The organism is Rahnella sp. CFA14(1/10), assembly GCF_004195095.1.
Classification (GTDB): Bacteria; Pseudomonadota; Gammaproteobacteria; order Enterobacterales; family Enterobacteriaceae; genus Rahnella; species Rahnella perminowiae.
This window is the reverse complement of the sequence record NZ_SEWS01000004.1, coordinates 353,427-376,368: the sequence shown is the minus strand read 5'-3', so window position 1 is coordinate 376,368 and position 22,942 is coordinate 353,427. Positions and strand designations below refer to the sequence as shown.

The 22,942-nt window shown below is 51.2% G+C and carries 22 protein-coding genes; 9 read left to right on the top strand and 13 right to left on the bottom strand.

Features of this window, described 5'->3' with window-relative positions; all coding sequences use genetic code 11:
* Window positions 1-25 precede the first annotated feature (25 nt).
* The 3 genes from ybiB to EVX52_RS10675 all read left to right on the top strand — a co-directional run bounded on the left by ybiB (window position 26) and on the right by EVX52_RS10675 (window position 3,524).
* Entirely contained in the window at window positions 26-988 is a 963-nt protein-coding gene (ybiB, locus tag EVX52_RS10685) for a DNA-binding protein YbiB (protein ID WP_129991254.1), read from the top strand.
* Window positions 989-1,207: 219 nt separating this feature from the next.
* Window positions 1,208-1,549, top strand: a complete 342-nt coding sequence (locus EVX52_RS10680; protein WP_129952404.1) for a zinc ribbon domain-containing protein YjdM — start codon at window positions 1,208-1,210, stop codon at window positions 1,547-1,549.
* Window positions 1,550-1,661: 112 nt separating this feature from the next.
* The gene (locus EVX52_RS10675; RefSeq protein ID WP_129991253.1) at window positions 1,662-3,524 is read left to right on the top strand and encodes a M3 family metallopeptidase; all 1,863 of its coding nucleotides are present in this window, start codon (window positions 1,662-1,664) and stop codon (window positions 3,522-3,524) included.
* A gap of 83 nt (window positions 3,525-3,607) precedes the next feature.
* Here the strand turns inward: EVX52_RS10675 and EVX52_RS10670 are convergent, their stop codons facing one another.
* The gene (locus EVX52_RS10670; protein ID WP_129991252.1) at window positions 3,608-4,237 is read right to left on the bottom strand and encodes a flavin reductase family protein; all 630 of its coding nucleotides are present in this window, start codon (window positions 4,235-4,237) and stop codon (window positions 3,608-3,610) included.
* A 206-nt stretch (window positions 4,238-4,443) separates the two neighbouring features.
* On the opposite strand from EVX52_RS10670, the gene rlmF reads away from it, so the two are divergent.
* Together rlmF and EVX52_RS10660 are read left to right on the top strand one after the other, a co-directional pair.
* Window positions 4,444-5,412: a 23S rRNA (adenine(1618)-N(6))-methyltransferase RlmF gene (rlmF, locus tag EVX52_RS10665; protein ID WP_129952407.1), complete on the top strand. Its 969-nt coding sequence runs from the start codon at window positions 4,444-4,446 to the stop codon at window positions 5,410-5,412.
* Between the two features lie 344 nt (window positions 5,413-5,756).
* The gene (locus EVX52_RS10660; protein WP_129991251.1) at window positions 5,757-7,067 is read left to right on the top strand and encodes a PAS domain-containing methyl-accepting chemotaxis protein; all 1,311 of its coding nucleotides are present in this window, start codon (window positions 5,757-5,759) and stop codon (window positions 7,065-7,067) included.
* Window positions 7,068-8,593: 1,526 nt separating this feature from the next.
* Here the strand turns inward: EVX52_RS10660 and glnQ are convergent.
* From glnQ to rhtA, 9 genes are all read right to left on the bottom strand, one after another.
* The gene (gene glnQ, locus EVX52_RS10650; RefSeq protein ID WP_013574681.1) at window positions 8,594-9,316 is read right to left on the bottom strand and encodes a glutamine ABC transporter ATP-binding protein GlnQ; all 723 of its coding nucleotides are present in this window, start codon (window positions 9,314-9,316) and stop codon (window positions 8,594-8,596) included.
* Complete coding sequence (gene glnP / locus EVX52_RS10645) at window positions 9,313-9,972, bottom strand: glutamine ABC transporter permease GlnP (protein WP_013574682.1); 660 nt, start codon at window positions 9,970-9,972, stop codon at window positions 9,313-9,315. Before glnP ends, glnQ begins: the two co-directional genes overlap by 4 nt.
* A gap of 107 nt (window positions 9,973-10,079) precedes the next feature.
* Window positions 10,080-10,823, bottom strand: a complete 744-nt coding sequence (gene glnH, locus EVX52_RS10640) for a glutamine ABC transporter substrate-binding protein GlnH (RefSeq protein ID WP_129952410.1) — start codon at window positions 10,821-10,823, stop codon at window positions 10,080-10,082.
* Window positions 10,824-11,223: 400 nt separating this feature from the next.
* On the bottom strand, window positions 11,224-11,490 hold the full coding sequence (locus EVX52_RS10635; protein WP_129991250.1) for a DksA/TraR family C4-type zinc finger protein: 267 nt from the start codon (window positions 11,488-11,490) through the stop codon (window positions 11,224-11,226).
* 126 nt (window positions 11,491-11,616) lie between these two features.
* Complete coding sequence (gene dps / locus EVX52_RS10630; RefSeq protein ID WP_129952412.1) at window positions 11,617-12,120, bottom strand: DNA starvation/stationary phase protection protein Dps; 504 nt, start codon at window positions 12,118-12,120, stop codon at window positions 11,617-11,619.
* 413 nt (window positions 12,121-12,533) lie between these two features.
* Window positions 12,534-13,211: an anti-sigma factor domain-containing protein gene (locus tag EVX52_RS10625; protein ID WP_129952413.1), complete on the bottom strand. Its 678-nt coding sequence runs from the start codon at window positions 13,209-13,211 to the stop codon at window positions 12,534-12,536.
* Window positions 13,208-13,789, bottom strand: a complete 582-nt coding sequence (locus tag EVX52_RS10620) for a sigma-70 family RNA polymerase sigma factor (RefSeq protein WP_129952414.1) — start codon at window positions 13,787-13,789, stop codon at window positions 13,208-13,210. Before EVX52_RS10620 ends, EVX52_RS10625 begins: the two co-directional genes overlap by 4 nt.
* A gap of 65 nt (window positions 13,790-13,854) precedes the next feature.
* Window positions 13,855-14,418, bottom strand: coding sequence for a fasciclin domain-containing protein (locus EVX52_RS10615; RefSeq protein ID WP_129952415.1), 564 nt, complete (start codon window positions 14,416-14,418; stop codon window positions 13,855-13,857).
* Between the two features lie 186 nt (window positions 14,419-14,604).
* Window positions 14,605-15,591 (bottom strand): threonine/homoserine exporter RhtA, encoded by a 987-nt coding sequence (gene rhtA / locus EVX52_RS10610; RefSeq protein WP_129991249.1) that lies wholly within the window; start codon window positions 15,589-15,591, stop codon window positions 14,605-14,607.
* A 397-nt stretch (window positions 15,592-15,988) separates the two neighbouring features.
* Here rhtA and ompX point away from each other — a divergent pair, with 397 nt between their 5' ends.
* Window positions 15,989-16,522, top strand: a complete 534-nt coding sequence (gene ompX, locus EVX52_RS10605; protein ID WP_013574702.1) for an outer membrane protein OmpX — start codon at window positions 15,989-15,991, stop codon at window positions 16,520-16,522.
* 94 nt (window positions 16,523-16,616) lie between these two features.
* On the opposite strand, the gene EVX52_RS10600 is transcribed toward ompX, so the two are convergent.
* From EVX52_RS10600 to EVX52_RS10590, 3 genes are read right to left on the bottom strand one after another with little or no spacing between them, the layout of a single operon-like run.
* Window positions 16,617-17,381 carry a molybdopterin-dependent oxidoreductase gene (locus tag EVX52_RS10600; RefSeq protein WP_129991248.1) on the bottom strand — a complete coding sequence of 255 codons (765 nt, stop codon included), beginning with the start codon at window positions 17,379-17,381 and terminating at the stop codon, window positions 16,617-16,619.
* Window positions 17,374-18,015 (bottom strand): cytochrome b/b6 domain-containing protein, encoded by a 642-nt coding sequence (locus EVX52_RS10595; protein WP_129952418.1) that lies wholly within the window; start codon window positions 18,013-18,015, stop codon window positions 17,374-17,376. Before EVX52_RS10595 ends, EVX52_RS10600 begins: the two co-directional genes overlap by 8 nt.
* 26 nt (window positions 18,016-18,041) lie before the next feature.
* Window positions 18,042-18,665 (bottom strand): hypothetical protein, encoded by a 624-nt coding sequence (locus tag EVX52_RS10590; RefSeq protein ID WP_129952419.1) that lies wholly within the window; start codon window positions 18,663-18,665, stop codon window positions 18,042-18,044.
* 213 nt (window positions 18,666-18,878) lie between these two features.
* Between EVX52_RS10590 and EVX52_RS10585 the strand changes: the two genes are divergently transcribed.
* The 3 genes from EVX52_RS10585 (at window position 18,879) to eptB (ending at window position 22,891) form a co-directional block, all read left to right on the top strand.
* Window positions 18,879-19,553, top strand: a complete 675-nt coding sequence (locus EVX52_RS10585; protein WP_129991247.1) for a heavy metal response regulator transcription factor — start codon at window positions 18,879-18,881, stop codon at window positions 19,551-19,553.
* Entirely contained in the window at window positions 19,546-20,982 is a 1,437-nt protein-coding gene (locus tag EVX52_RS10580) for a heavy metal sensor histidine kinase (protein WP_129991246.1), read from the top strand. The genes EVX52_RS10585 and EVX52_RS10580 overlap by 8 nt, the downstream gene beginning before the upstream one ends.
* Before the next feature lie 232 nt (window positions 20,983-21,214).
* Window positions 21,215-22,891, top strand: a complete 1,677-nt coding sequence (gene eptB, locus EVX52_RS10575) for a kdo(2)-lipid A phosphoethanolamine 7''-transferase (protein ID WP_129952422.1) — start codon at window positions 21,215-21,217, stop codon at window positions 22,889-22,891.
* Window positions 22,892-22,942 lie beyond the last annotated feature (51 nt).

Here is a 22,942-nt window from a genome sequence, read left to right as displayed (position 1 = left end):
TTGCACAGATTAAGGTAAGGCTACGATGGATTACACCAGACTCATCAAAGAAGTAGGACGGGGTAAAAATCACGCCCGCGATTTGGATCGTGAGCAGTCGTATGCGTTGTATCGCGACATGCTGGCGGGCAAGGTGGCGGATCTGCAACTCGGTGCGCTGCTGATTGCGTTACGTATTAAAGGCGAAGCGGAAGAGGAAATGCTCGGTTTTTATCAGGCGATGGAGGAGCGCGTAATGCGCCTTCAGGCACCTGCTGAGCGCCCGCTGCCGGTGGTGATCCCCTCCTATAACGGTGCACGCAAACAGGCGAATCTGACGCCGCTGCTGGCGATCCTGCTCAGCCGTCTTGGTTTGCCGGTGCTGGTGCATGGCGTGGATGAAGATCCGACCCGCATCACCAGCGCTGAGATTTTCCGCGCGCTGGGTATCCGCGCAGCGCAAAGCCAGCAGGACGCGCAACAACTGACAGATGCCGCTAACGCGCCGGTATTTGTGCCGGTTTCCGTACTTTGCCCGCCGGTCAGTCAACAACTCGCGTTGCGCTGGCAGTTGGGGGTGCGAAACAGCAGCCATACACTGGCGAAACTTATCACACCCTTTACCGGCCAGGACTCCCTGCGTTTATCAAGCGTTTCGCACCCTGAATATGTGCAGCGTGTTTCGTCGTTCTTCCGCCAGATTGATGGCCGTGCACTTCTGACACAGGGCACCGAAGGTGAAGTGTATGCTAACCCTTCACGCTTCCCGCAGACACACTTTATCGCCGGTGGTGAACAGCGTGTACTGGCAGAAAAGGAAGAGATTTTCAGCGCGGACGTACCGGCAACCAAAGACGTGGAGACCACCGTCGCGTACATCACTCAGTGTCTGAATGGCGAGCGCGCTATCCCGCAGGCAATTCTGACTCAACTGATGTGCTGCCTGGTGGCGACCGGCGTTTGTGCCGATATGGCCGAAGCGAAAATGATTGTGGATCAGATTTTCTGATTACGTTCTGGCGAACTCGATCCGCTCCCTCCCCTGCGAAGGGGAGGAGTTAAAAAACAGCCCTTATTACTCTATAAATCCTGCGTTTAGGTTTGTCTCAGCTCCCCAAAAACTCCGTTACCCTGTTCAAAAGGGGGGTTAAACGTTAAAATAAAGGAACTACGAAATTTATTTTATGATTTCATTCGTTTTTTTATAAATATTTATGGAGACTTAACTATGGAAACATTGCCCGCTTGCCCGACTTGTAAATCCGAATTCACCTGGCAGGACGGTGAAATGCTTAACTGCCCTGAATGTGGACATGTGTGGTCCATGAACGGCGATGCCGCTGCGGATGATGATGTGCTGAAAGTGGTGGATGCCAATGGTAATTTGCTGGCGGATGGCGATTCTGTCACCGTGATCAAAGACCTTAAGGTGAAAGGCAGTTCTTCAATGCTGAAAATCGGCACTAAAGTGAAAGGCATCCGCTTAGTCGAGGGCGATCATAACATCGACTGCAAAATTGACGGTTTCGGTCAGATGAAACTCAAATCAGAATTTGTCAAGAAAAACTGATCTCCGCACACCCCAGCCTGACATTCAAAAGCGGTTCTGCCATATCGACATAACCGCTTTGCGAACATACACTCAATGCATAATCTCGTTAACTTTCAGCAGAGACGAATGCATGACACAGGCTCAGGACTACTTTAACGCCCTCAATCGCGATTACCTCAAAGTCCATCAGGATAAAGAGAATTTATTCTGGCAATACTATATGGGCACCGGTGATGATAGCGTTTCCGCCGCTTTCTCCGCTGCCGAAACGGCTTACAAACGTTTTATCGCTGAACCTTCCCGCCCGCAGGAATTACGTGATGCAATTACCCGCGTCGAAAAAGAATCTGCCAGTGAGACGCGTGATGCCTTGCTGCATGGCCTGCATGGCTGGCTGAATTTCTTTGACTGCAATGTGATTGAAGACCCCAAAGCGCAGGCGCTGCTTGATGAAATTATTCAGGCGGAATCCGTACTGTTCGGCAAACGTAAGCAGTACCGTATGACGCACATCAACAGCAAAGGCGAGCGTGTTAATGCCTCCCTCGGTGAGCTGCTGACTAATCAGGCGAATAACGAAAACGAAGCTTATCGCCGGAGCTCGCAAAATGCGTTGCGCGAACTGGAGGACTGGCTGCTGCATAACGGTTTACCTGAGTTGATTGGCTTGCGTAACCGCTTTGCGCGTCAGCTTGGTTACCGCAATTACTTCGACTACAAAGTGAATAAAACCGAGCGCATGTCGCCGGAACAGTTATTCACCATCCTTGATCGTTTCGAAGAACAAACCCGTGAAAGCAACACCCGCAGCCTCAATGAACTGGTGGCGCGTGAAGGCGACGCCGCGCTGCTGCCATGGAATATTCGCTTTGCCAGCGCCGGTGACGTCACCCGTCAGCTCGATCCTTACTTTCCGTTCGCTGATTCCCTGCGTCGCTGGATAGACAGTTTCAAACGCCTGAATATCGGTTTTAACGGTGCAGAGATGCAGCTGGATTTACTGGTGCGCGAAGGCAAGTTTGAAAATGGTTTTATGCACGGGCCGGTACCGCCGTTCTACGACAACGGTAAATGGGTGCCGGCGGTGATCAATTTCACCAGCCTGGCGAAACCTGATCAGATTGGGAGTGGTGCGAATGGTTTGAATACGTTGTTCCATGAAGGTGGCCATGCGGCGCACTTCGCCAATATCCGCCAGAATGCGCCATGCTTCTCGCAGGAATTTCCGCCGACGTCGATGGCCTATGCGGAAACACAGTCCATGTTCTGCGACAGCCTGCTGGAAGATGCAGACTGGCTGAAGCGTTACGCGAAAAATACTGCGGGTGAACCGGTGCCGGATGAACTGATCCGTGCAAGCATTGAAGCCCGTCAGCCGATGCGTTCCTTCAATGAACGCCACATTCTGCTGGTGCCGTATTTCGAGTGGCAGCTTTATCAGTGGCCGGATGAGAAGCGCACACCGGAAGCCATGACAGCGCTGGCGCGTGATGTCGAAACCCATATTCTGGGCGTAACCGGCAGTCCGCGTCCGACGCTTGCCATTCCGCACTTACTTTCTATGGAATCTGCCTGTTCCTATCAGGGCTATCTGCTGGCGATGATGGCCGTTGAACAGACGCGTGCCTTCTTCCTTAAACGTGATGGCTATCTGACCGATAATCCGGCCATTGGCCCGGATCTGGCCAGACATTACTGGACACCGGGGAACAGCGTCAGTCACGACGATACGTTGCGCAGTCTGACCGGTGAAGGATTTAATCCGGATTATCTGGCGCAGGCCTGTAATCAGACGGTGGATGCGGCCTGGCAGGACGCGCAGCGGACGATTGAAAAAGCATCAGAACGTGAGCAGCCTGCAGCGGACTTTGACCTGAATGTACATATCCGCGTAGTGGATGGCACGCTGATCCTGGCAGACAGCGCGGACGGCGATGATGCTATGTGTCAGGACTTTGCCGATTTTGTTGAGCAGAATTACGGCCGTAAATAGTTACGCCAGCACGTTATAATACGCCTGTAAAAGCCACCGCCGGTATCCATCGTGCGGTGGCTTTTTTTGGGCTGAATCTGAACTCAGCGGGCGTCCGGGCGGATAAGATCGAAGCGCAAATCTTCGGAAATACCATAGTAAGCGGAAGGGCCACCCGCGCGTAATACCGGTTCAGCGAGGGCCGTCTGATACACACCATCAACCAGTAAATGCCAGGCAATATGAACACCCACGACTTCGCCCAGGACCAGCCAGGTATCAATATCGCCGCCGGCTGCCGTTTTCAGCTGAATGCATTGCGTGAGCCGGCATTCAAAATTCACCGGACTTTCCAGTACGCGGTCGGCGGCAACGAGGCTGCCGGGTTGTGGCGTCAGGCCCGCGAATTCAAACTCATCCGCGCCGTGTTCCAGCGAAGCCGAACTCTCATTCATTTTAACGGCAAGCCCGCGGGTGGTCAGGTTCCAGACAAATTCACCGGTTTCGACAATGTTTGCCACGCTGTCTTTCCAGCCACTGCTGGCGAAACCGATGATCGGCGGGCGGTAATTGAAGCAGTTGAAAAAGCTGTAGGGTGCGAGATTGCGCTGTCCGGCGGCATTACGTGATGAGATCCAACCAATCGGACGCGGGCCGACAATGGCATTTAACGGGTCATGGGGCAGGCCGTGGCCTTTAGCGGGTTCATAGTAATAGCGATCATCAGTGCTCATGATTTTCCTCAGCAAATAATTCATAAAGACTATGATTTGTACATTACCCGATTTAACCGGGGGGTGACCGTTTTTATGTGCCCGTCTCAGTCTGTATGCATCCGGCAGGCGGCGGCACTTTGTGGTATCTTGTGCGCCATTGATGAATATCTAACGCCCCATCGCATATCTTATGCGTCGCGCACACCTTTCGGAGAGTCACTCAGGTGGAAAAAAAGAAAGTCTTCCCTCAGGAAAAAAGCGGTCTTCACCCGCGAAATCGTCATCGCAGCCGCTATGATTTCCCGGCCCTGATTGCCAGCAGCCCGGAACTTGCACCGTTCGTGGTCGAAAATAAATGGGGCGATTTGTCGGTTGATTTTGCCAATGCTCAGGCGGTAAAAGCCCTGAACCGCGCCTTACTGCGCGATTGCTATCAGATTGAAAACTGGGATATCCCGGCGGACTATCTGTGCCCGCCAATCCCGGGGCGTGCGGATTATATCCATCATCTGGCTGACTTACTGGCTGGCAGCAATAATGGCAATATCCCACAGGGAAAAGACATTTCTGTGCTGGATATCGGTGTTGGCGCGAACTGTATTTATCCGATTATTGGCTTGCGCGAATATGGCTGGCGCTTTACCGCCAGTGAGATCGATCCGGTATCGATGGCGGCAGCTAAAAAAATTGTCGCCACCAACCCGCAACTGACCAACCAGGTGCGTTTCCGTTTACAGGCGAAACCGCAGCGTATTCTCGACACCATTATCCGCCACGATGAGCGTTACGATGCAGTGTTATGTAATCCGCCATTCCACGCGTCGGCGGCAGATGCGGCATCCGGTAGCCAGCGCAAACGCCAGAATCTCGGTCTGGACAGACGTGCGGGTACGGCGGAGCTTAACTTCGGTGGTCAGCACAACGAATTATGGTGTGAGGGCGGGGAAGAAGCCTTTGTTGTCCGCATGGCAGAAGAAAGTGCCGGTAAGGCGCAGAACTGCTTCTGGTATACCGTGCTGGTTTCCAAAAAAACCACGCTGCCGTTATTGTATGATGCACTTCGCGAAGAAGGCGCGACAGATGTCCGCACGGTCGAAATGGTGCATGGCAACAAGATCAGCCGTTTTGTCGCCTGGACCTTCCTGACACCTTCGCAGCAAAAAAGTTGGGCAATCAAACGCTGGTCAGCCTGATCACGTTGTGAATTCCTGTATCCCAGCGTGTTCATCTGACGATGTATGCGCTGGAAAAAATACTGCTGCCAGCCCCTTTCTTTTTCGGTAAATTAAATTAAGCTTAATTCACTATAATAAAATTGATTAATTATCAGAGTAATGATTTTGCGGGTGAGTTTGTTTATTACCGCAATATTTATATTTTGTACACGCCTGCCTAAAACCCACCCAGGGGTCAGACTAATCTTTCGCAGAGTATGAGTAACTTTACTTATCACCTGTGGAAATTAGCACGTGCATTTTTTATCAATTAATTGCGTTTACGCATTAATTCACGTTATCAGCCACAGGGTGTCTGTCCTATGCAATTATTTTCTCATCAGTTTAGTGCGGCATGGCGTGATAAATTCGCTGCGATCCAGCTGGCGGTTCCGATGATTGCCTTTACGCCGGAAGGCGTGGTGCTTGAGGTCAATGATCTGTTTCTCAGCAGCATGGGGTACAGCAGAGGCGAGGTGATGGGCCAGCCTCATCGGATTTTTTGCACCCCGGAATTTGTTGCCAGTGATGCGTACCGTCTCCATTGGGAAGGTTTACGGCAGGGAAAGTCGGTCAGCGGGAATATTAAACGTGTACAGAAGAATGGAAATATCATCTGGCTCGAAGCGACGTATGTTCCGGTAAAAAACAAACAAGGAAAAGTGACTGAGATAATTAAAATTGCCAGCGATGTATCCGAAAGAATTAACGAATCGCACGAACACCAGGGAATTTTACAAGCGCTAGACCGCTCGATGGCACTGATTACCTTTACACCTGAGGGGAGTGTGATTTCTGCGAACAATAACTTCCTGAAACTCATGGGATATTCTTTACAGCAAATTAAGGGCCATTCCCACACGATGTTTTGTCTCCCGCAATACCGTGATTCCCTCGATTACCGCCATCACTGGCAGCGTCTGCGAAGCGGTGAGTTTATTCTCGGGCGTTTTGAGCGCATCAATGGCCGCGGCCAGCCTGTCTGGCTGGAAGCGAGTTATAATCCGGTGATAGATGATGACGGCAAAGTGATAAAGATCGTTAAAATTGCGCATGACATTACGGATCAGATGCATCAGCAGCGTCAGCAGGAAAGCATGATGACACATGTGCATGAACTGTCGCTGACCACTGATAAAACGGCGGCAGAGGGGGTAACCATCGTCCGGCAAGCCGTGGAAGATATGCAGGAAGTGGAAGCGCTGGCACGGCGGACTTCCGATATCATCGGACAACTGGGTCAGACTTCGGAACGCATTGGCGAAATGGTTGACACCATCCGCCGTATTTCCTCACAGACCAATTTGCTGGCCATCAACGCGACTATTGAAGCTGCGCACGCGGGTGAGCAAGGGAGGGGGTTTGCTGTGGTGGCGGGGGAAGTCCGGTCACTGGCCGATCAGTCCCGCAAAGCGGCTGTTGAGATAGATCAGCTCACACAAAACATCCGCGACGGTGTGATGGCTGCGATTGACGGCATGGGGAATTGTGTCAGCCGCGCGGGCGGCGGCGTTGCACTGAGCCGCAATGCGGGTGATGTGATCAATCAGGTAAATCTCGGCATGCAAGATCTGGTGCGAATGATGGCGGAGTTTTCTGTCGTCGCGAGGGAAAAGGAACAGACGAGGCATTAGTGGCAGGAGGCCGCTGCAACGGGGCGGCTAACCGAACGCTTTCTCACTCGCCGTGAAGGCTGAATTGTGAAAATTTCGGTTTCTCAAGTGCGGTGATCGCTTAACGCGCTGCGCCGAAACCGCCCAAAGGAGGGAAGTGCTTTCCCTCCTTTGGATTCCTCCCCGCCTTTACAACAAGCGCTTCGCTGGCTGGCTATGTTTCAGGTACCACCGTGACAGGCTGGAAATCTTGCCGCTGCGCGGTGCCTTCTCTCGGTCCTGAAGCCATAGGTCTTCAGGCCGCTCCGTTCAGCAAGATTTCTGAATCGCCCGTGAGTTTCCACATACTCGATCTGCTCCTCCCCCTGCGAAGGGGGAGGCGGGGAGGGGGTTTTAAAGACGACTCAAACGGCTATTTGATCCATAACGTCTTCATCATTTGCTGAAAATGCTAGCACATCGTTTAAGAGGTTCAGCCTTTCCAAAAGAACAAAATTCAGTATTCTTTAGCGACTGGATTGCAGATTTCGGTGATAGCCAGACAGAGTGCTCGGCATTGATCACAAAGTTCATCGGGTTCAAGCGGTGTCTTATCGAACAGGCCATCAGCGGTAGGATTCGGTAAAGAAGTAGAAATAATCATGGTAAACCCTCAAATGTTTGGTGTGGCGTCATACATGCGTTGCAAATCGCATGGGTGGCAGATCAAACAGAGTTTGCAATACCGGACATTTGAGAAAACCAGCCAGCCCGAAGGCTGCTCTGTCTGATCCGCCATAATATGCTGGCGGAGATCCACGGTGTATTTAACCATGAATATTTCAAATGTCACAGGTTGCAAATCCTGGCTACGGATTTTGCCGCAGCAGGAAACAATTTACGCCGATTAATTTAATAAAAAACTGGCTTTTCAAAGCATTGGAAAGCATCTCGCAAACAAAAATGTAATCAATGTAAAGCATAGATTCAGGTAATATTACGAGTAACTTCATCACTGAGTCGTTATTAAAACCCCCTCCCCGCCTCCCCCTTCGCAGGGCTGTCTCTTATACACAAGTGTCTATACTGTTGTTTTATAAGAAAATTATTTTAAGCTCGCGCTTGAGTAACTCGAAAATATTTCCTTTAAAATCAGTAAGCTATATTTCTCAAATTACGGCCATTTCCTCGTAATTTGAGATGTGTATAAGAGACAGTTCGCAGGGGGAGGAGCAGATCGAGTATGTGGAAACTCACGGGCGATTCAGAAAGCTTGCTGAACGGAGCGGGTTCGAGACCTATGGCTCGAACACCGAGAGAAGGCACCGCAAAGCGGCAAGATTTCGCGCCTGTCGCTGTGATAACTGGAACATAGCCAGCCAGCGAAAGCGCGGAGTAAAAAAGTGGGGAGAGATCCAAGAGAGGGAAAGCACTTCCCTCTCTTGGGCGGTTTCGGCGCAGCGCGTTAAGCGATCACCGCACTTGAGAAACCGAAATTTTCACAATTCAGCCTTCACGGCGAGTGAGAAAGCGTTCGGTTAGCCGCCCCGTTGCAGCGGCCTTCTGCATCACGAAACGTGTTGCAGGAACTCACGCAGACGTTCACTCGGCGGATTGTTCACCAGATCTGCCGGTTTGCCGTCTTCTGCAATGCGACCTTTGTCGATAAAGATTAAGCGTGATGCCACTTTCTCGGCGAAGCCGACTTCATGGGTCACGATAACCATCGTCATGCCTTCTTCCGCCAGTTGTTTCATGACGGTCAGCACTTCGTGACGCAGTTCAGGATCGAGCGCAGAGGTTGGCTCATCAAACAGCATCAGTTTAGGTTTCACCGCCAGAGCACGGGCAATTGCCACACGCTGCTGCTGGCCACCGGAAAGCTCTGACGGATAGTGGTTGGCGCGTTCAGACAGGCCCACTTTTGCCAGCAACTCTTTCGCCAGTTTATTGGCTTCATCCTTCGACGCACCACGAACGCGGATCGGGCCGAAAGCCACGTTTTCCAGCGCCGTCATGTGCGGAAACAGATAGAACTGCTGGAACACCATACCGGCTTCCTGGCGGATCAGACGTTCATCCACTTTCGGATCATTCACTTTCAGGCCATCGACAATCAGTTCACCGGACGTGATTTCTTCCAGCTTATTGATGCAACGCAACAGCGTGGATTTACCGGAGCCGGATGGCCCGATGATAACCACGACTTCTCCCTGAGAAATGTTCAGATCGATGTCGTGGAGCACCTGGGTTTTACCAAAGTGTTTTGAGACGTTCTTGAATTCAATCATATAATTTTCAGTTTGCGTTCTAAGCGGCGCAGAACAAAGCTCAGAGCCAGCGTGATGATCAGATAGATAACAGCAACCGCACTCCAGATTTCCATAGCGCGGAAGTTACCGGCAATAATTTCCTGGCCCTGACGGGTCAGTTCGGCCACACCGATAACGATAAACAGCGACGTATCCTTGATACTCACAATCCACTGGTTACCTAACGGTGGCAGCATACGGCGCAATGCCAGCGGCATGATGATGTAACGTAGCGTCGCACGGCGCGACAGGCCCAGCGCCAGACCGGCTTCACGGAAACCGTTGTGAATCGACAACACCGCGCCTCGTGTAATTTCAGCGATATAAGCACCGGAGTTGATGATGATCGTCACCACCGCCGCGCTGAAAGGGTCGATCCGCAGATCGGGCACCATCATCGGCAGTGCGAAATAAATGAACATCACCTGTACGACGATAGGCGTGCCGCGAATAAGCTCGATAAACACCAGTGCGACGTTGCTGCTAAACCAGCCACCGAACGCGCGGGCAAAGCCCGCAATCACACCAATAATCAGGCCGCCAACCAGACCGAGGACCGAAATCCACAATGTCATTTTGGCGCCTTCGAGCAGGATAGGCAGAGCGGGCCAAATTACGCTCCAGTCAAACTGCATGGATTATCTCCTGGTATAACAACAAACTGCGCCTGGTCAGCATCACTGGCAGGCGCTTCTTATCAAGTGCTCTTTCTGAAAAAGGAACGACTTAAATGAAAAAGGGCTTATTTAGGTTCGCTATCAAACCATTTTTTGTAGATCGCCGCGTAAGTCCCATTCTCTTTGATGGTTTTGAGCGCCGCGTTGGCTTTTTCACGCAGGTCACTGCCTTGCGGGAAAGCAATACCGTACTGCTGTCCAGCCAGTGAATCACCGACTGCTTTGAACTGACCTTTACCGGCCGTTTTGATGAAGTACAGGATATTTGGCGTGTCGTGCATTACCGCATCAGCGCGGCCAGTGCCCAGTTCCATATAAGCGCTGTCGATGTTCGGGAACTGACGCAGATCTTTGGTCTGTACGTTAGCTTTCATGTAATCAACGGAGCTGGTGCCGCTTTTCACTGCAACGGTTTTGCCTTTCAGATCAGCCACGCTTTTGATGCTGTCGTTATTGCTCTTAACCATCACCATCAGGCCGCTGTTGTAATAGCCGTCAGAGAAGTCGATGGCTTTTTTACGTTCAGGTGTGATGGTGATCCCCGCCAGCGCCAGATCGATGTTGTGTGTCTGCAGGGCAGGAATGATGCCGCCGAAGTCCATCGGTTTCAGTTCATAGGAGACTTTCATCTCTTTTGCGACCGCGTCCCACAGGTCAATGTCGAAGCCGACGTACTTGTCGCCTTGTTTGAATTCAAACGGTACAAACGCAGTGTCGGTAGCTACGATCAATTTTTTGTCTGCTGCGTGTGAGCTAACGGCAAAGGCCAGGGTTAACGCGGCCAGGGAAACTTTTAAGAGTGACTTCATCAGGGAATTTCCTTTGTACATATTATGGGAACGACTTTATGTTACGGCGCTATAATGCAATATTTATGCCAAATTTTATATTTATTAAAATTCAATGATTTATCGCGTTGCTGAACCGTTTAAGCAGTGATTGAAAGTCGGTTAGCACCAAATGAGTGCATTGTTACATGTGGCAATGTTCTCTTATGGTGCGTGGTTTTATCATTAACCATATCTTGTATTTTAAACAATCATTAATTAACAACTACGCTGCTCAAATGATAACTTGCTCTAACTTTATTGATACATGAGTAAAATGTGTGCTCAATTTTGAAGCAAACATATTAATGAGGGGGAGATAATAACGGGGGGTAGGACTTTCATTGAACCATAATGGTGCAGTCTGACATATGACAAAATATTAGCGTAGCTGACTGTCTTTGCTGCCGCGTCGGTTGTAGCCAGCGTGATCCTGCTGCTTTTTATCCAGCACTGCCTGACAGGTGACGCAGTACTGCACGCCCTGAAGCGCTTTACGGCGTGCCTCCGGGATCGGGTCACCACACTCTTTACAGTAATGCGCACTTTCGCCATGCCCGAGAGACTGACGTGCGCGATCGACCGCATCATTTACCGTAGAATCAATCTGTTCCTGCACGGCGCCATCTTGCGCCCATCCGCTTGCCATTATGACCTCCCCGCAAGGGTTCGTAAAAAGGTAAAACGGGCAGATGATTATCATCTGCCCGTTTTGTACTGAACTTGAAGAAGTAGGGTAGCTGCGGTTACATGCCTTCAGCTACCGGGGCGCTGATTACTCGATATTTGATTCAATGAACCACAGGAATTTATCCAGGTCGCGCGATGCGGCAGTAAAAATATCTGCGGTGTCTTCATCTTCGACTTCGCTTATGGCTTTGCGCGTGTCATTAGCGACGACGCCATAACGTTCTGCCAGGGCTTTCAGGTGTTCCTGCACGCTATGGATATTGGTCGGATAGCTCTTCAGGGGAGTTTTATCGTTAACAACCTGAACGGTACCCAACGCCACGCCGCCTAACTGCACAATACGTTCTGCAATGGTGTCCTGATGATCGATGATCGCGGTACGGAAGCCATCAAGCATTTCGTGTACGGCAATAAAGTTTGCACCACGCATATTCCAGTGTGCCTGCTTGGTGATCAGTGACAGGTCGATGTATTCGGTCACCAGACGGTTCAGCACCTTGATAGTATTGAGTTTGACGCTTTCATCTAAATCATTGCGTGTATAGATAAGCTCAGAAGATTTCGTTTTGACCAGTTTAGCGGTACTCATATACATATCTCCTTGTTTCATTAAAATTAATTGCTATTAATGTATTTCATAACTGTATTCAGTATAGCAATAAATTGAAAAATTGCAGGGCGACCATTCCTATCGTTCTGATAGCGTATGACTTATAAGCTCTGCAACAGGTTCGCTTTTAAATTATCATGCTGATTTATAAGGTAGATAGGATTCATCCGGAACTTCATCTGCTATTACCCGGATAAAATAAATCAGGACTGATAATTATTTTCATTACGGGAGTCAGGATATTTTTAAGTGTAAGTGACAGTATGCGGATATATCTTTATCAGGTTTTTTCCGGCAGGGCATAGGAATAATAAAAGGTAACAACCTGAAGTATTCATTAGGGGAAATATAACGGCGGGATAATTCCCGCCGTTAATCAGCGCGTGTTGCCTTCAAAGCGCCATCGCACCGCTATACAATACGGCACCTGTGGGTTGCCCCGTCGGAGAACCGCCGCGAGGCTCAAGGCTTATCGCCAGCGTAAAGCCCGCATCCGGCATGTTCGTTGCCAGCGCCAGTTGTGTCGGTTGCTGCGTATTCAGTAACCCGAGAGAATGCGGCTTTCCGCCCGGCGCGATGGCCCACAGTTCGAGGCTGTGGTCTGCGGCGATATTCTGCGCATTAATCGGTGTCAGCAACAAACTGCGGGTGCTCCTGTCAGCACTGACCACCCATTGCCCGGCCTGCGGCGCGTTGCTGCTGGCCAGTATTGCCACCGGCATCGGCGCTTGCGGTTGAACCAGTAAGCGTGGGATCAACAATAAGGCGGCCAGCCCGGCGGCCAGTGCCCAGCCCATATAAGCCCGCACCGGTCGTCGTGCCGTTACCGGAACTCTTGTCGGTTGCAGCGCAAGGTTATGCTGAATGCGTTTCCACACCGAGGCTGGCGGGATGACCGGGGTTATCTGATTATCCAGTTGCGTGAAGGCTTCCTGCCAGCGGGCCACTTCGGCCGCCAGTTCAGGGTCGGCCTGCATTTTTTGCTCAAACTGAATCCGTGCCGCGCCGCGCAAGGTGCCGAGCGCATATTCAGCCGCGAGGGCGGCATGATAATGGCTTCTGCTTTTCATAATCCTACGCAGCTCTTTAAGTGATCCAGGGCGCGACGGATCCAGCTTTTGATCGTCCCCAGAGGTTGTTGAAGATGCGATGAGACCTCGCCGTGCGACAGGCCCTGATAATAGGCAAGGATCAGGCTTTGTCTTTGTTCGGCAGGCAGGTGTGCAAGGCAGGCGGCCAAAATTTTGGCATCACTGTCCTGTTGCAGCCGTTGCAAGGGTTCATCATGGTCGCTGGCATCACCGTCACTCATTGTCTCATCCAGTTCATCTAACTGGTTGTCGCTTCCGCGCATCCAGTCGATAGCGCGGTTGCGGACAATATGGGTGAGCCAGGTCATCGGGGAACTGAGTGCCGGATTGTACGAGGCAGCGCGATTCCACGCGGTGATATAGCTGTCGTGCAATACTTCTTCTGCCCAGGCATGTCGCCGCAACATACGTAATGCAACGGCGAACAGCCGGGGTGACGTCAGACGGTATAATTGTTCAAATGCCTGTCGGTCACCAACGGCCATCGCGTTCATCAGTTCCCGCTGGATTTCCAGCGCTTTCTCTGGTGTTGGCTTTATTAAAAGATTGTCATGCATTCGCCCGTCCTGACTTGCTGAGATGCTGTTTCATAAGAGAAATCATGCACTCAGTATAGCCGGTATTATTTTGGCATCAGCACGGTATCAATGACGTCGATCACACCGTTCTTCTGCTGGACATCATAAGTACTGATATTGGCGATATTCCCTTTGGCGTCTTTGAGCTGAATATTGTGCGGGCCGTTGTTGAGGATCCACAGCGGCTGGCCGTTAACGGTTTTCAGTTCCGCTGTGCCGTTACCTTTTTTCAGCAGTTTTTCGAGATCCTTCATTTCATATTTACCGGCCACGACGTGATAGGTCAGGATGCTGGTCAGGGTGGCTTTATTTTCAGGTTTCACCAGGTTATCCACGGTGCCTGCCGGTAATTTTGCGAAGGCGGCATTGGTCGGGGCGAATACGGTGAACGGACCTTTACCTTGCAAGGTATCTACCAGACCGGCGGCTTTCACGGCAGCGACAAGCGTGGTGTGGTCTTTCGAGTTAAGGGCGTTTTCTACGATATTTTTGGACGGGTACATTTCTGCACCACCGACCATGGTGGTGCTTTGGGACATCATTGCAGCCATTGACGCGGTGCTCAGCAGAAGAGAAGCACAGATAGCGGTACGGATTAATGTTTTCATGATGGTGTCCTTGGGAGTTGAGTAGGTAAGGTCTTGCCTCACATCTATACATACGAATCACCCCCCGCTTTTGGATGCAGGAAAAACGATAAAAAAACGAATTACATGAAAAATATTTTCAACCTGTTGATTGAAAAGAAAAAGCCACGTCGGTAAAACGTGGCTTTATGGGTTGCAGGGGCAGGATTATTTGCCAGAAGGATGGTTGCCGGGAATATCGACTGTCTCGATTTTGGTCTTCCGCTGGATAGTGAGTGTGGAACCTGCCGACGCCGCGATAATCGCTGCCAGACCCATCCACTGGGTCGCGGTCAGGAATTCACCGAGGAAGATAATGCCCGAAAGTGCCGCCATTGCCGGTTCCATGCTCATCAGCGTGCCGAAGGTTTTGGCTGGCAATTTGGTCAGCGCCATCATTTCCAGGGAATAAGGAATGGCAGAAGTGAGCAGGGCGATCAGCAAACCGAGCGGTAAAATCTCCCAACTAAAAATAGAGGTGTGAGCCTGTACTGCCCCAATCGGGAAGAAAATTAACGCGGCAATCAGTGACCCCATCGCCGCGGTACCCGGCCCGTAACTGCTGCCTGCGCGTTGTCCTGCGAGGATATAAACGGCCCAGCAGGCACCGGCGATCAGCGCAAAGCACGCGCCTTTGAGATCAACACCGCCAGCACTTTGCCCGAGAGGCAACAGCAACAGCAACCCCGTCACAGCCAGTACTACCCAGATGAAATCTACCGGGCGTCGCGAGGAGAACATCGCGACTGCCAGCGGGCCGGTAAATTCCAGTGCAACGGCAATGCCCAGCGGGACCGTTTGCAGGGCCAGATAGAACGAATAGTTCATACAGCCCAGCGCCAGTCCATACATCAGCAGCGCACGCAAATTACCGCCGCGCATTTTCAGACGCCACGGACGAAAATAGAGAAGTAATAAAACAGAGCCGAGCCCAAGACGTAATGCCGTGACACCTTGCGGACCGACTACCGGGAAAAGCGTTTTGGCCAGCGACGCCCCGCCTTGTAATGACAACATGGCGATCAGTAACAATAAAATCGCTATCAGCGGTGAGGTTTTTTTTGCTAACACTGGAACCGGCGGGCTGTTGTTATGCGTCGTCGTCTGCAGCGTGTTCTGCGGTTCCTGCGGCTGATGTTGTCCTGACTGTGTCATCCTTTGCGCCTTTTGAGGTGATCCATGAATCCGCAAACTCAAGATTTATAGTTTTGAAAAGAAAGGTAAAGTGCTGTCAGTGTAGAGGGAAATGTGGCGAGAAAAAATCCTCAAAGAAAAGTTTTTTCCGGAACGTTTCTGTTAAAAAGACGCAAAAAGCGGTGTTTTTTTAAGCATAATTTTAGGAATTATCTGCTAATCTCAAAAAGTTCAATAAGTTTACCTTATAGTTTATGGGGCTAAAATATCAATAAAATTAAAAGGATAGGACTCACTGGAAACTTCCTGTTACACCATATGATGCTTTGGACACCTTAATTGAGGCAGAGTTTCACACTGGTTTTTGTTATATTTTCAAACGTGAAGGTTACTTTGGTTTCTCTTTTTGAGGTGGTTTATGAAAAAAATTGCATGTCTTTCCGCATTAGCTTGCGTAGTTGCTCTGGGCGTTTCTTCCAGCGCTTTCGCTGACACCAGCACCGTAACTGCTGGCTACGCTCAGGGTGACGCACAAGGCGTTGCTAACAAAGCAAACGGCTTCAACTTAAAATACCGTTGGGAACAAGATAGCAACCCACTGGGCGCTATCGGTTCTTTCACTTACATCGAAGATGACAGCTCCCCGGCATCTGGCGACTACCGTAAAGCACAATACTACGGTCTGACTGCGGGTCCTGCTTACCGTCTGGCTGACTGGGTTTCCATCTACGGTGTTGTGGGTGTTGGCTACGGTAAATTCCAGTACAACGAAGCAGCAGCATCTACTGCTAACCGTGAAAAAAATGACACCAGCGATTACGGCTTCTCTTACGGTGCTGGTCTGCAGTTCAACCCAATCCAGAACGTTGCTCTGGACGTGTCCTACGAACAGTCCCGTATCCGCAGTGTGGATGTGGGTACCTGGATCGCAGGCGTGGGTTACAGCTTCTAATTCTTCGCCGCAGCGTAACGCTTTGCCGTTACCCTCCCGCGAAAACGAAAACCGCTCAGCTGAGCGGTTTTTTTATGCCTGTTTTTTATACCTGTCAAATTCCGCTGTACCAGTTATAGCCCTGATCTTCCCAGTAGCCGCCGGGGTATTCATTGGTGACGAAAATCGCGCCGATATGCTTGGCGTTTTTAAAGCCGAGTTTGGTGGGCATACGCAGACGTAACGGATAACCAAAATCGGGCGGTAAGGGTTTACCACCAAAATCCAGCGCCAGAATAGTTTGCGGATGTAGCGCCGTTGCCATATCGATACTGGAATAATAGCGGTCATCGCATTTGAAGCCGACATATTTGGCCGTCAGATCCGCGCCAACCTGTTGCAGGAAGGTTTTCAGCGGCACACCTTTCCACTGGCCGATGGCGCTCCAGCCTTCAATGCAAATCAGCCGGGTGATCTGGCTTTCCTGTGGCAGGCGCTGCAATTGTTCCAGCGTCCACGCAGCTTTCTTTTGTACCAGACCCGAAACCTCCAGCCGGTAATTAGGGATGTCGATTTCCGGTACGTTGTATTCGGGGTAATAAGCGTTGAAACGAAATGGCGTGGTGATCTGATCCGCGCGGTAGGTTTGCGCCAGTTTCTGGCCGCCGAACAGCCAGCTTTGAACCCGGTCATTCCAGCGGGACATTGCCCATAGCACCTTATCGACCTGATCACCGTCCTGCAAATTGCAGCCCGTCAGCATCGAAACGGCACCGAGCGTCAGCCCTGACCGCAGTAATAAACGGCGCTGGACATTGACCAGTTGTTTGCGCTGATCGGGCTCAAGAATAATTTTTGGCCGTTGTGGTTTTTCACTCATCGGCGTGGTCCTCCGTGCTTATTTTTTTGCCGCCGGTCAGCATTGCCACGAAGGTTTCAGGCACCAGCAGGACCATCAGTACGTGAATAATGACAAACAGCAGCACGCCGCTCATCGCAAAGAAATGCACATAACGCGCGATATCAAAACCGCCAAACAGCCAGACCAGCCCGCTGAACTGCACCGGTTTCCAGATGGACAAACCCGACAGCACCAGCAGTGCGCCCAGCAATAAAACTCCGCTGTACATCAGCTTTTGCACGGCGTTGTACTGACCGAGCTTGTGAGGGAGCCTGAATGTCAGTGCACGAACGGTATCGCGCCAGACAGAGCGGGGCGAAAAGGGGAAAAAGTCATGCCTGAAATGATCGCTGAAAATACCCCACACCAGATAGAGCAGGGCATTAGCCGCCAGCAGCCACATCACCGCCAGATGCCAGGCTATATTGCCGCCCAGCCAGCCGCCGAGGGTAGTGTTTTGCGGAAAAGTGAAAGCGAAAAGCGGATCGGCGTTATAAATCCCCCAGCCGCTCATCACCATGCCGATCATTGCCAGCACATTGATCCAATGACAGATACGAACCGGCCAGGAATGGATCCGGCGTTTTCGGGGTAATGAGAGCTGAGGTTTCACGCTTAATCTCCTGTTGACTGGCCGGATTACATCGGAGGCGCGATGCCGTCTTTACCGGCAGCAATACCACGGGCAACCAGCGCACCTTTGTCATCTTTCATGGCAAACAATACGATTTTAGTGCCCGGTTTCAGCAGGCTGCGGTCGCCCGGTGCCAGCAGAACAACCGGCACATCGTCAGGCACGACGACAGTTTTCTCGGCATCGTGATATTTCACGGTCAGGGTGCGGCCGTTGCTGTTCACCAGCTTGCCGACGGTGCCGTTGGTCATGGTATTGATTTTGCCATCGGCGGATTCAAACGGATTGAAGCCTTCACCGCTGCCGCGCAGGCTGGGTGCGAAGACGTGGACCTCCAGCGCTTTCAGCGTGCCGTTAGCCTGCGGAACGGCTGCCGTCCCGATAAAGCTGTCCGCTTTGATATCGCTGATGTTGCCTTTGGTGACGGCATTGATTTTGGTCTGATCGGTCAGTTTAACGTCAAGTTTTTCACCCTGACGGGTGGTGATTTGTACCGATGAGTCATTAACTGAATCAATGGTTCCGCGTGTGGGTTTAATCACATTATCGGCGGCAAAAGCGGATGTCATCCCGCTGCACATCAGCAGGGAACCCAGTAACAGACCAGCGATACGTGTTGGTGCATTCATAATTAACTCTCCATTTTCCAGCGTTATTTCATTCTGTTAGATGAATCACTGAACCTGCCAGTGATGGATAACTTCCTTAAGAGTGGACGATCAACCGGTATTGGCTGATGACAAATTGATGACAAAATTGTCATCAAAGATGACTGACGAAACTGATAAACTTTCAGATGAATCATTCTTTAGGTGAATGGTCATACGGCGCTGGGGGCCTGAATGCGAATACTGGTGATTGAAGACGATGTCAGTACAGGCGACTACCTGAAAAAAGGACTGACAGAAGCAGGTTACAGCGTGGATCTGGCGCGTAACGGTGCTGATGGCCTGTTTCTGGCGCTGGAAGACGGTTACGATGCGGTGATCCTCGATGTTATGCTGCCGGGGCTGGACGGCTGGCAGGTGATGGAAGTCCTGCGCAAAAAAAGCGACGTGCCGGTGCTGTTTCTCACCGCCCGCGATGAGGTGCAGGATCGCATTCACGGGCTGGAACTGGGCGCTGACGATTATCTCATCAAGCCGTTCTCCTTCACCGAACTGGTGTTGCGTATCCGTACATTACTGCGCCGCCCGGCCACCCGCGAACCCGATATCTATTCGGTGGCAGACCTGAATCTTGATGTGTTGCGCCGTCGTGTCACCCGTCAGGATCAGGCCATTGCGCTGACCAACAAGGAATTCATGTTGCTGCAGTTGCTGATGCGTCGCGAGGGGGAAGTGCTGTCGCGGACGATGATCGCCTCACAGGTCTGGGACATGAATTTCGACAGCGATACCAACGTGGTGGATGTTGCCATTAAGCGCCTGCGTGGCAAAGTTGACCGCACCTTTGAGGTGAAACTTATCCATACCGTGCGCGGGATTGGTTATGTGTGCGAAGTGCGACATGACTGATCGGCAATTTACTCCACTCCCTGAGCGCGGCATGTCGCTGACGCTTCGCGCCACCTTACTGTTTGCGCTGATCGCCTCACTGGTCGTTAGCGCTGTTGGTTTTTATCTTTATTACTCGATGGATAAAGAACTGGTACGCCGTGCAGATTATCAGGTCAGCGGCCGCGTTCAGTATTTCCGTCATCTGCTTGCCAACGAATTTCCGCTGTCGCAGCTCAGCCGTAATCCCGGCCTGTTTGAAAATATGCTCGGTAACGAGCGCGATATCCTGACGTTTCGTTTGTCCGGTGAGAAGCCGCTGATCAACGTCAATCCATCCCGGCTGGAATTGCCGCCGGTGGTGGCCGTGCCGGACGGTCATCCGCTGACGCTGAATACAGTGCATCACCTCACCGCACCGGATGGCACGCCGGTACGCTTTGCCCGCGCTGCGGTACAAATCCAGGACGGGCGGACGGTTGAAATCACCGGCGCGCATTTCATGACCGAGGAGTCGCATCTGTTACAGACTTTTCGTTGGGAAATTACCGGGGCGGTGCTATTCGCTTATTTGCTGATTGCCGTTCTGGGTTATCTGGTGATCCGCCGCGGATTACGGCCGCTGCGCAATATGGCGCATGAGGCGGCGCAGATCCATCCGGCCAGTTTGTCTACGCGACTGTCTTCTGAAAATGCACCGCAGGAATTGCAGCAATTAATTTATTCTTTCAACGATATGCTCGACCGGCTCGCCGGAGGGTATCAGCGACTAACGCAATTTTCCGCCGATCTGGCGCATGAAATCCGTACGCCGGTAGGGGCGCTGATGGGGCATTGTCAGGTGGCGTTATACCAGCCGCGTACGGTGGAAGAATATGAAACACTGCTGGCGAACAATATGGAAGAGCTGGAACGTATTTCCCGTATGGTGGAAAACATCCTGTTTCTGGCGCGGGCTTCAGATGCGCGCTCCGTCCTGACCATCACCACCATTGATGTTTCTTCTGAAATGACCCGTATTCAGGAATATTTTGAGGGTCTGGCGGAAGAACGCGGTATGACGCTGAACGGTAAAGGTACAGGCGTGCTGTATGCCGATGCCATGTTGTTCCAGCGTGCACTCAGCAATCTGGTTGCCAATGCAGTGCGTTATGGCCGGGAGGGAAGTCCGATTGAGCTGCGCGCTGAACCGCACGCCCGGGGCATGGATATTCATGTGATCAGTCAGGGCGATCAGGTTCCGCCGGAAAAATGTGCAAAACTCTTTGATCGTTTTTATCGGGCAGATGCCTCACGCAGTGAAGGCGGCAGTTCCAGCGGTCTTGGATTATCGATTGTTCAGGCCATCATGGCATTGCATCGCGGAAGTGTAAGCATGACCAGCTCAGCACAGGGAGAAACATGCTTCACGCTGTCTTTTCCCGGAGCCAATCATAAGTTTCCTCAATAGTGACTCAATAAATGAGAAAAATTGTGTAAAATAGAGGGGAATCCTTCATTTTCATGTTATTGAAACATAAGGAATTCGTTAAGTTTGTTACATTATCACATTGGAACTCGTCATTCAGTTTGAACGAAAATGCCCAGCCCGGAGTCTGAATGTCCTAAGGAGTGGGGTCCCACCTCCGGTACGAGCGGTCAGTACGACGCAACCAGACTCACAAAAGAGCCAGTTATTTCTAATGCATAAAATTCGTTCACTTTCGCAACAGAGCATTTCTTTGTTCATTGCACTTTATCTCGGGCTTCTGCTAAACCTTCCGATTTTTATCCGTCGTTATCAGCAATTGCAGTATGACAATGCCTTGTCGATTGCTGTTGAAATGGTGGCCTGTTTTGCGCTGGTCTACTTCTTGTGTATGTTGCTGTCATATACCGGAAAAACGGTTTTCCGTGTGCTGATGAGCGCCATCGTGATTTCTTCTGCCGCCGCCAGTTACTACATGATTCTGTTTAACGTCGATATCGGCTACGGAATTTTAGCGGCGGCGCTGGCGTCTGATTCCATTGATTTATCGAAAGAATCTATCGGGACACATTTCATCGCCTGGACAGTACTGGTGAGTTTGTTGCCGGTACTGCTGCTGTGGCTGAGCAAAATGCCGGGCGCGGCACTGAAACAAACGACCTTTAAAAAACTGGCGGTCAGAACCTTGCTGCTCGCGGTCTCCGGCCTGCTTTGTTACATGCCGCTGCAACTGATGGGCAAAGTGCAGGATCGCCACGACATCGTGAACAACCGCATGATGGCGAGTTACGGCGGTGTGGTGGCCGGAACCTATTCGCCATCCAACTGGCTTTCAGCACTGGGTTTATATTCTTACAGCAGCTACAGTCAGGCGGAAGACACCAAAAATCTGTTCGATCCGGCCAGACACTTCACGTATACCGCACCAGCGGATGCCAAAGATATGTATGTGGTGTTTGTGATCGGTGAGAGCGCCCGCCGCGACCACATGGGGCTGTACGGCTACGATCGTGACAACACGCCCAATCTCGACAAAGAGAAAAATCTGGTCGCCCTGCAGGGTTATTCCTGTGACACCGCCACCAAGCTTTCCCTGCGCTGTATGTTTGTGCGTGAAGGCGGGGCCTCTGAAGAACCCCAGCGTACCCTGAAAGAAATGAACGTGTTTTCCGTGCTGAAAAGCAATGGCTGGAGTTCAGAGCTTTATTCCATGCAGAGCGAAGCCTGGTTCTATAACAAAACCCGTGCGGATGATTATTCGCTGCGTGAAAACATTGCCTCTGAGAAACGCAACGCCGGTAAACCGGTGGATGACATGTTGCTCATCGATGAAATGAAAGACTCGATGAACAATCATCCCAAAGGTAAGCACCTGATTATCCTGCATACCAAGGGGTCGCATTACCTGTATTCCGACCGCTATCCGCGTTCTTTTGCCAAATATAAGCCGGAATGTATGGGCATCGATGATTCCTGTTCTACCGAGGAAATGATCAACGCTTACGATAATTCCCTGCTGTATACCGATTACTTCCTGTCACAAGTGTTTGATCAATTGCGCGACAAGAATGCGATTGTGTTCTATGCCTCCGATCACGGTGAGTCGATTTCCAAAAGCATGCACTTCCACGGTACACCGCGTGATCATGCGCCGGCTGAGCAACGTGCCGTGCCGATCATGGTCTGGGCATCAGACAAATTCCTGTCCAATGATCAGAACAAGGCCAGTTTCGAACAGCTGCAAAAACTGGCTGTCGCGAAAACGCCTGTTTTCCATGAAAAGCTGTATGACTCTATTCTGGGCTGTATCGGTTATACCTCGCCAAATGGCGGGATTGTCGAACAGCATAACTGGTGCCATGTGCCTGAACAGGCCGCCGCCACAAAATAATCCTGGCTAAATCTGTCGCCTTTTTCTGATCAGGGGAGAAGGCGGCGACAT

What these genes read in the sequence shown, in the direction of transcription:
- ybiB (WP_129991254.1), top strand. Translation starts at nt 26, where the DNA reads ATGGATTACACCAGACTCATCAAAGAAGTAGGACGGGGTAAAAATCAC.
- EVX52_RS10680 (WP_129952404.1), top strand. Translation starts at nt 1,208, where the DNA reads ATGGAAACATTGCCCGCTTGCCCGACTTGTAAATCCGAATTCACCTGG.
- EVX52_RS10675 (WP_129991253.1), top strand. Translation starts at nt 1,662, where the DNA reads ATGACACAGGCTCAGGACTACTTTAACGCCCTCAATCGCGATTACCTC.
- EVX52_RS10670 (WP_129991252.1), bottom strand. Translation starts at nt 4,237, where the DNA reads ATGAGCACTGATGATCGCTATTACTATGAACCCGCTAAAGGCCACGGC.
- EVX52_RS10660 (WP_129991251.1), top strand. Translation starts at nt 5,757, where the DNA reads ATGCAATTATTTTCTCATCAGTTTAGTGCGGCATGGCGTGATAAATTC.
- glnQ (WP_013574681.1), bottom strand. Translation starts at nt 9,316, where the DNA reads ATGATTGAATTCAAGAACGTCTCAAAACACTTTGGTAAAACCCAGGTG.
- glnP (WP_013574682.1), bottom strand. Translation starts at nt 9,972, where the DNA reads ATGCAGTTTGACTGGAGCGTAATTTGGCCCGCTCTGCCTATCCTGCTC.
- glnH (WP_129952410.1), bottom strand. Translation starts at nt 10,823, where the DNA reads ATGAAGTCACTCTTAAAAGTTTCCCTGGCCGCGTTAACCCTGGCCTTT.
- EVX52_RS10635 (WP_129991250.1), bottom strand. Translation starts at nt 11,490, where the DNA reads ATGGCAAGCGGATGGGCGCAAGATGGCGCCGTGCAGGAACAGATTGAT.
- dps (WP_129952412.1), bottom strand. Translation starts at nt 12,120, where the DNA reads ATGAGTACCGCTAAACTGGTCAAAACGAAATCTTCTGAGCTTATCTAT.
- EVX52_RS10625 (WP_129952413.1), bottom strand. Translation starts at nt 13,211, where the DNA reads ATGAAAAGCAGAAGCCATTATCATGCCGCCCTCGCGGCTGAATATGCG.
- EVX52_RS10620 (WP_129952414.1), bottom strand. Translation starts at nt 13,789, where the DNA reads ATGCATGACAATCTTTTAATAAAGCCAACACCAGAGAAAGCGCTGGAA.
- EVX52_RS10615 (WP_129952415.1), bottom strand. Translation starts at nt 14,418, where the DNA reads ATGAAAACATTAATCCGTACCGCTATCTGTGCTTCTCTTCTGCTGAGC.
- rhtA (WP_129991249.1), bottom strand. Translation starts at nt 15,591, where the DNA reads ATGACACAGTCAGGACAACATCAGCCGCAGGAACCGCAGAACACGCTG.
- ompX (WP_013574702.1), top strand. Translation starts at nt 15,989, where the DNA reads ATGAAAAAAATTGCATGTCTTTCCGCATTAGCTTGCGTAGTTGCTCTG.
- EVX52_RS10600 (WP_129991248.1), bottom strand. Translation starts at nt 17,381, where the DNA reads ATGAGTGAAAAACCACAACGGCCAAAAATTATTCTTGAGCCCGATCAG.
- EVX52_RS10590 (WP_129952419.1), bottom strand. Translation starts at nt 18,665, where the DNA reads ATGAATGCACCAACACGTATCGCTGGTCTGTTACTGGGTTCCCTGCTG.
- EVX52_RS10585 (WP_129991247.1), top strand. Translation starts at nt 18,879, where the DNA reads ATGCGAATACTGGTGATTGAAGACGATGTCAGTACAGGCGACTACCTG.
- EVX52_RS10580 (WP_129991246.1), top strand. Translation starts at nt 19,546, where the DNA reads ATGACTGATCGGCAATTTACTCCACTCCCTGAGCGCGGCATGTCGCTG.
- eptB (WP_129952422.1), top strand. Translation starts at nt 21,215, where the DNA reads ATGCATAAAATTCGTTCACTTTCGCAACAGAGCATTTCTTTGTTCATT.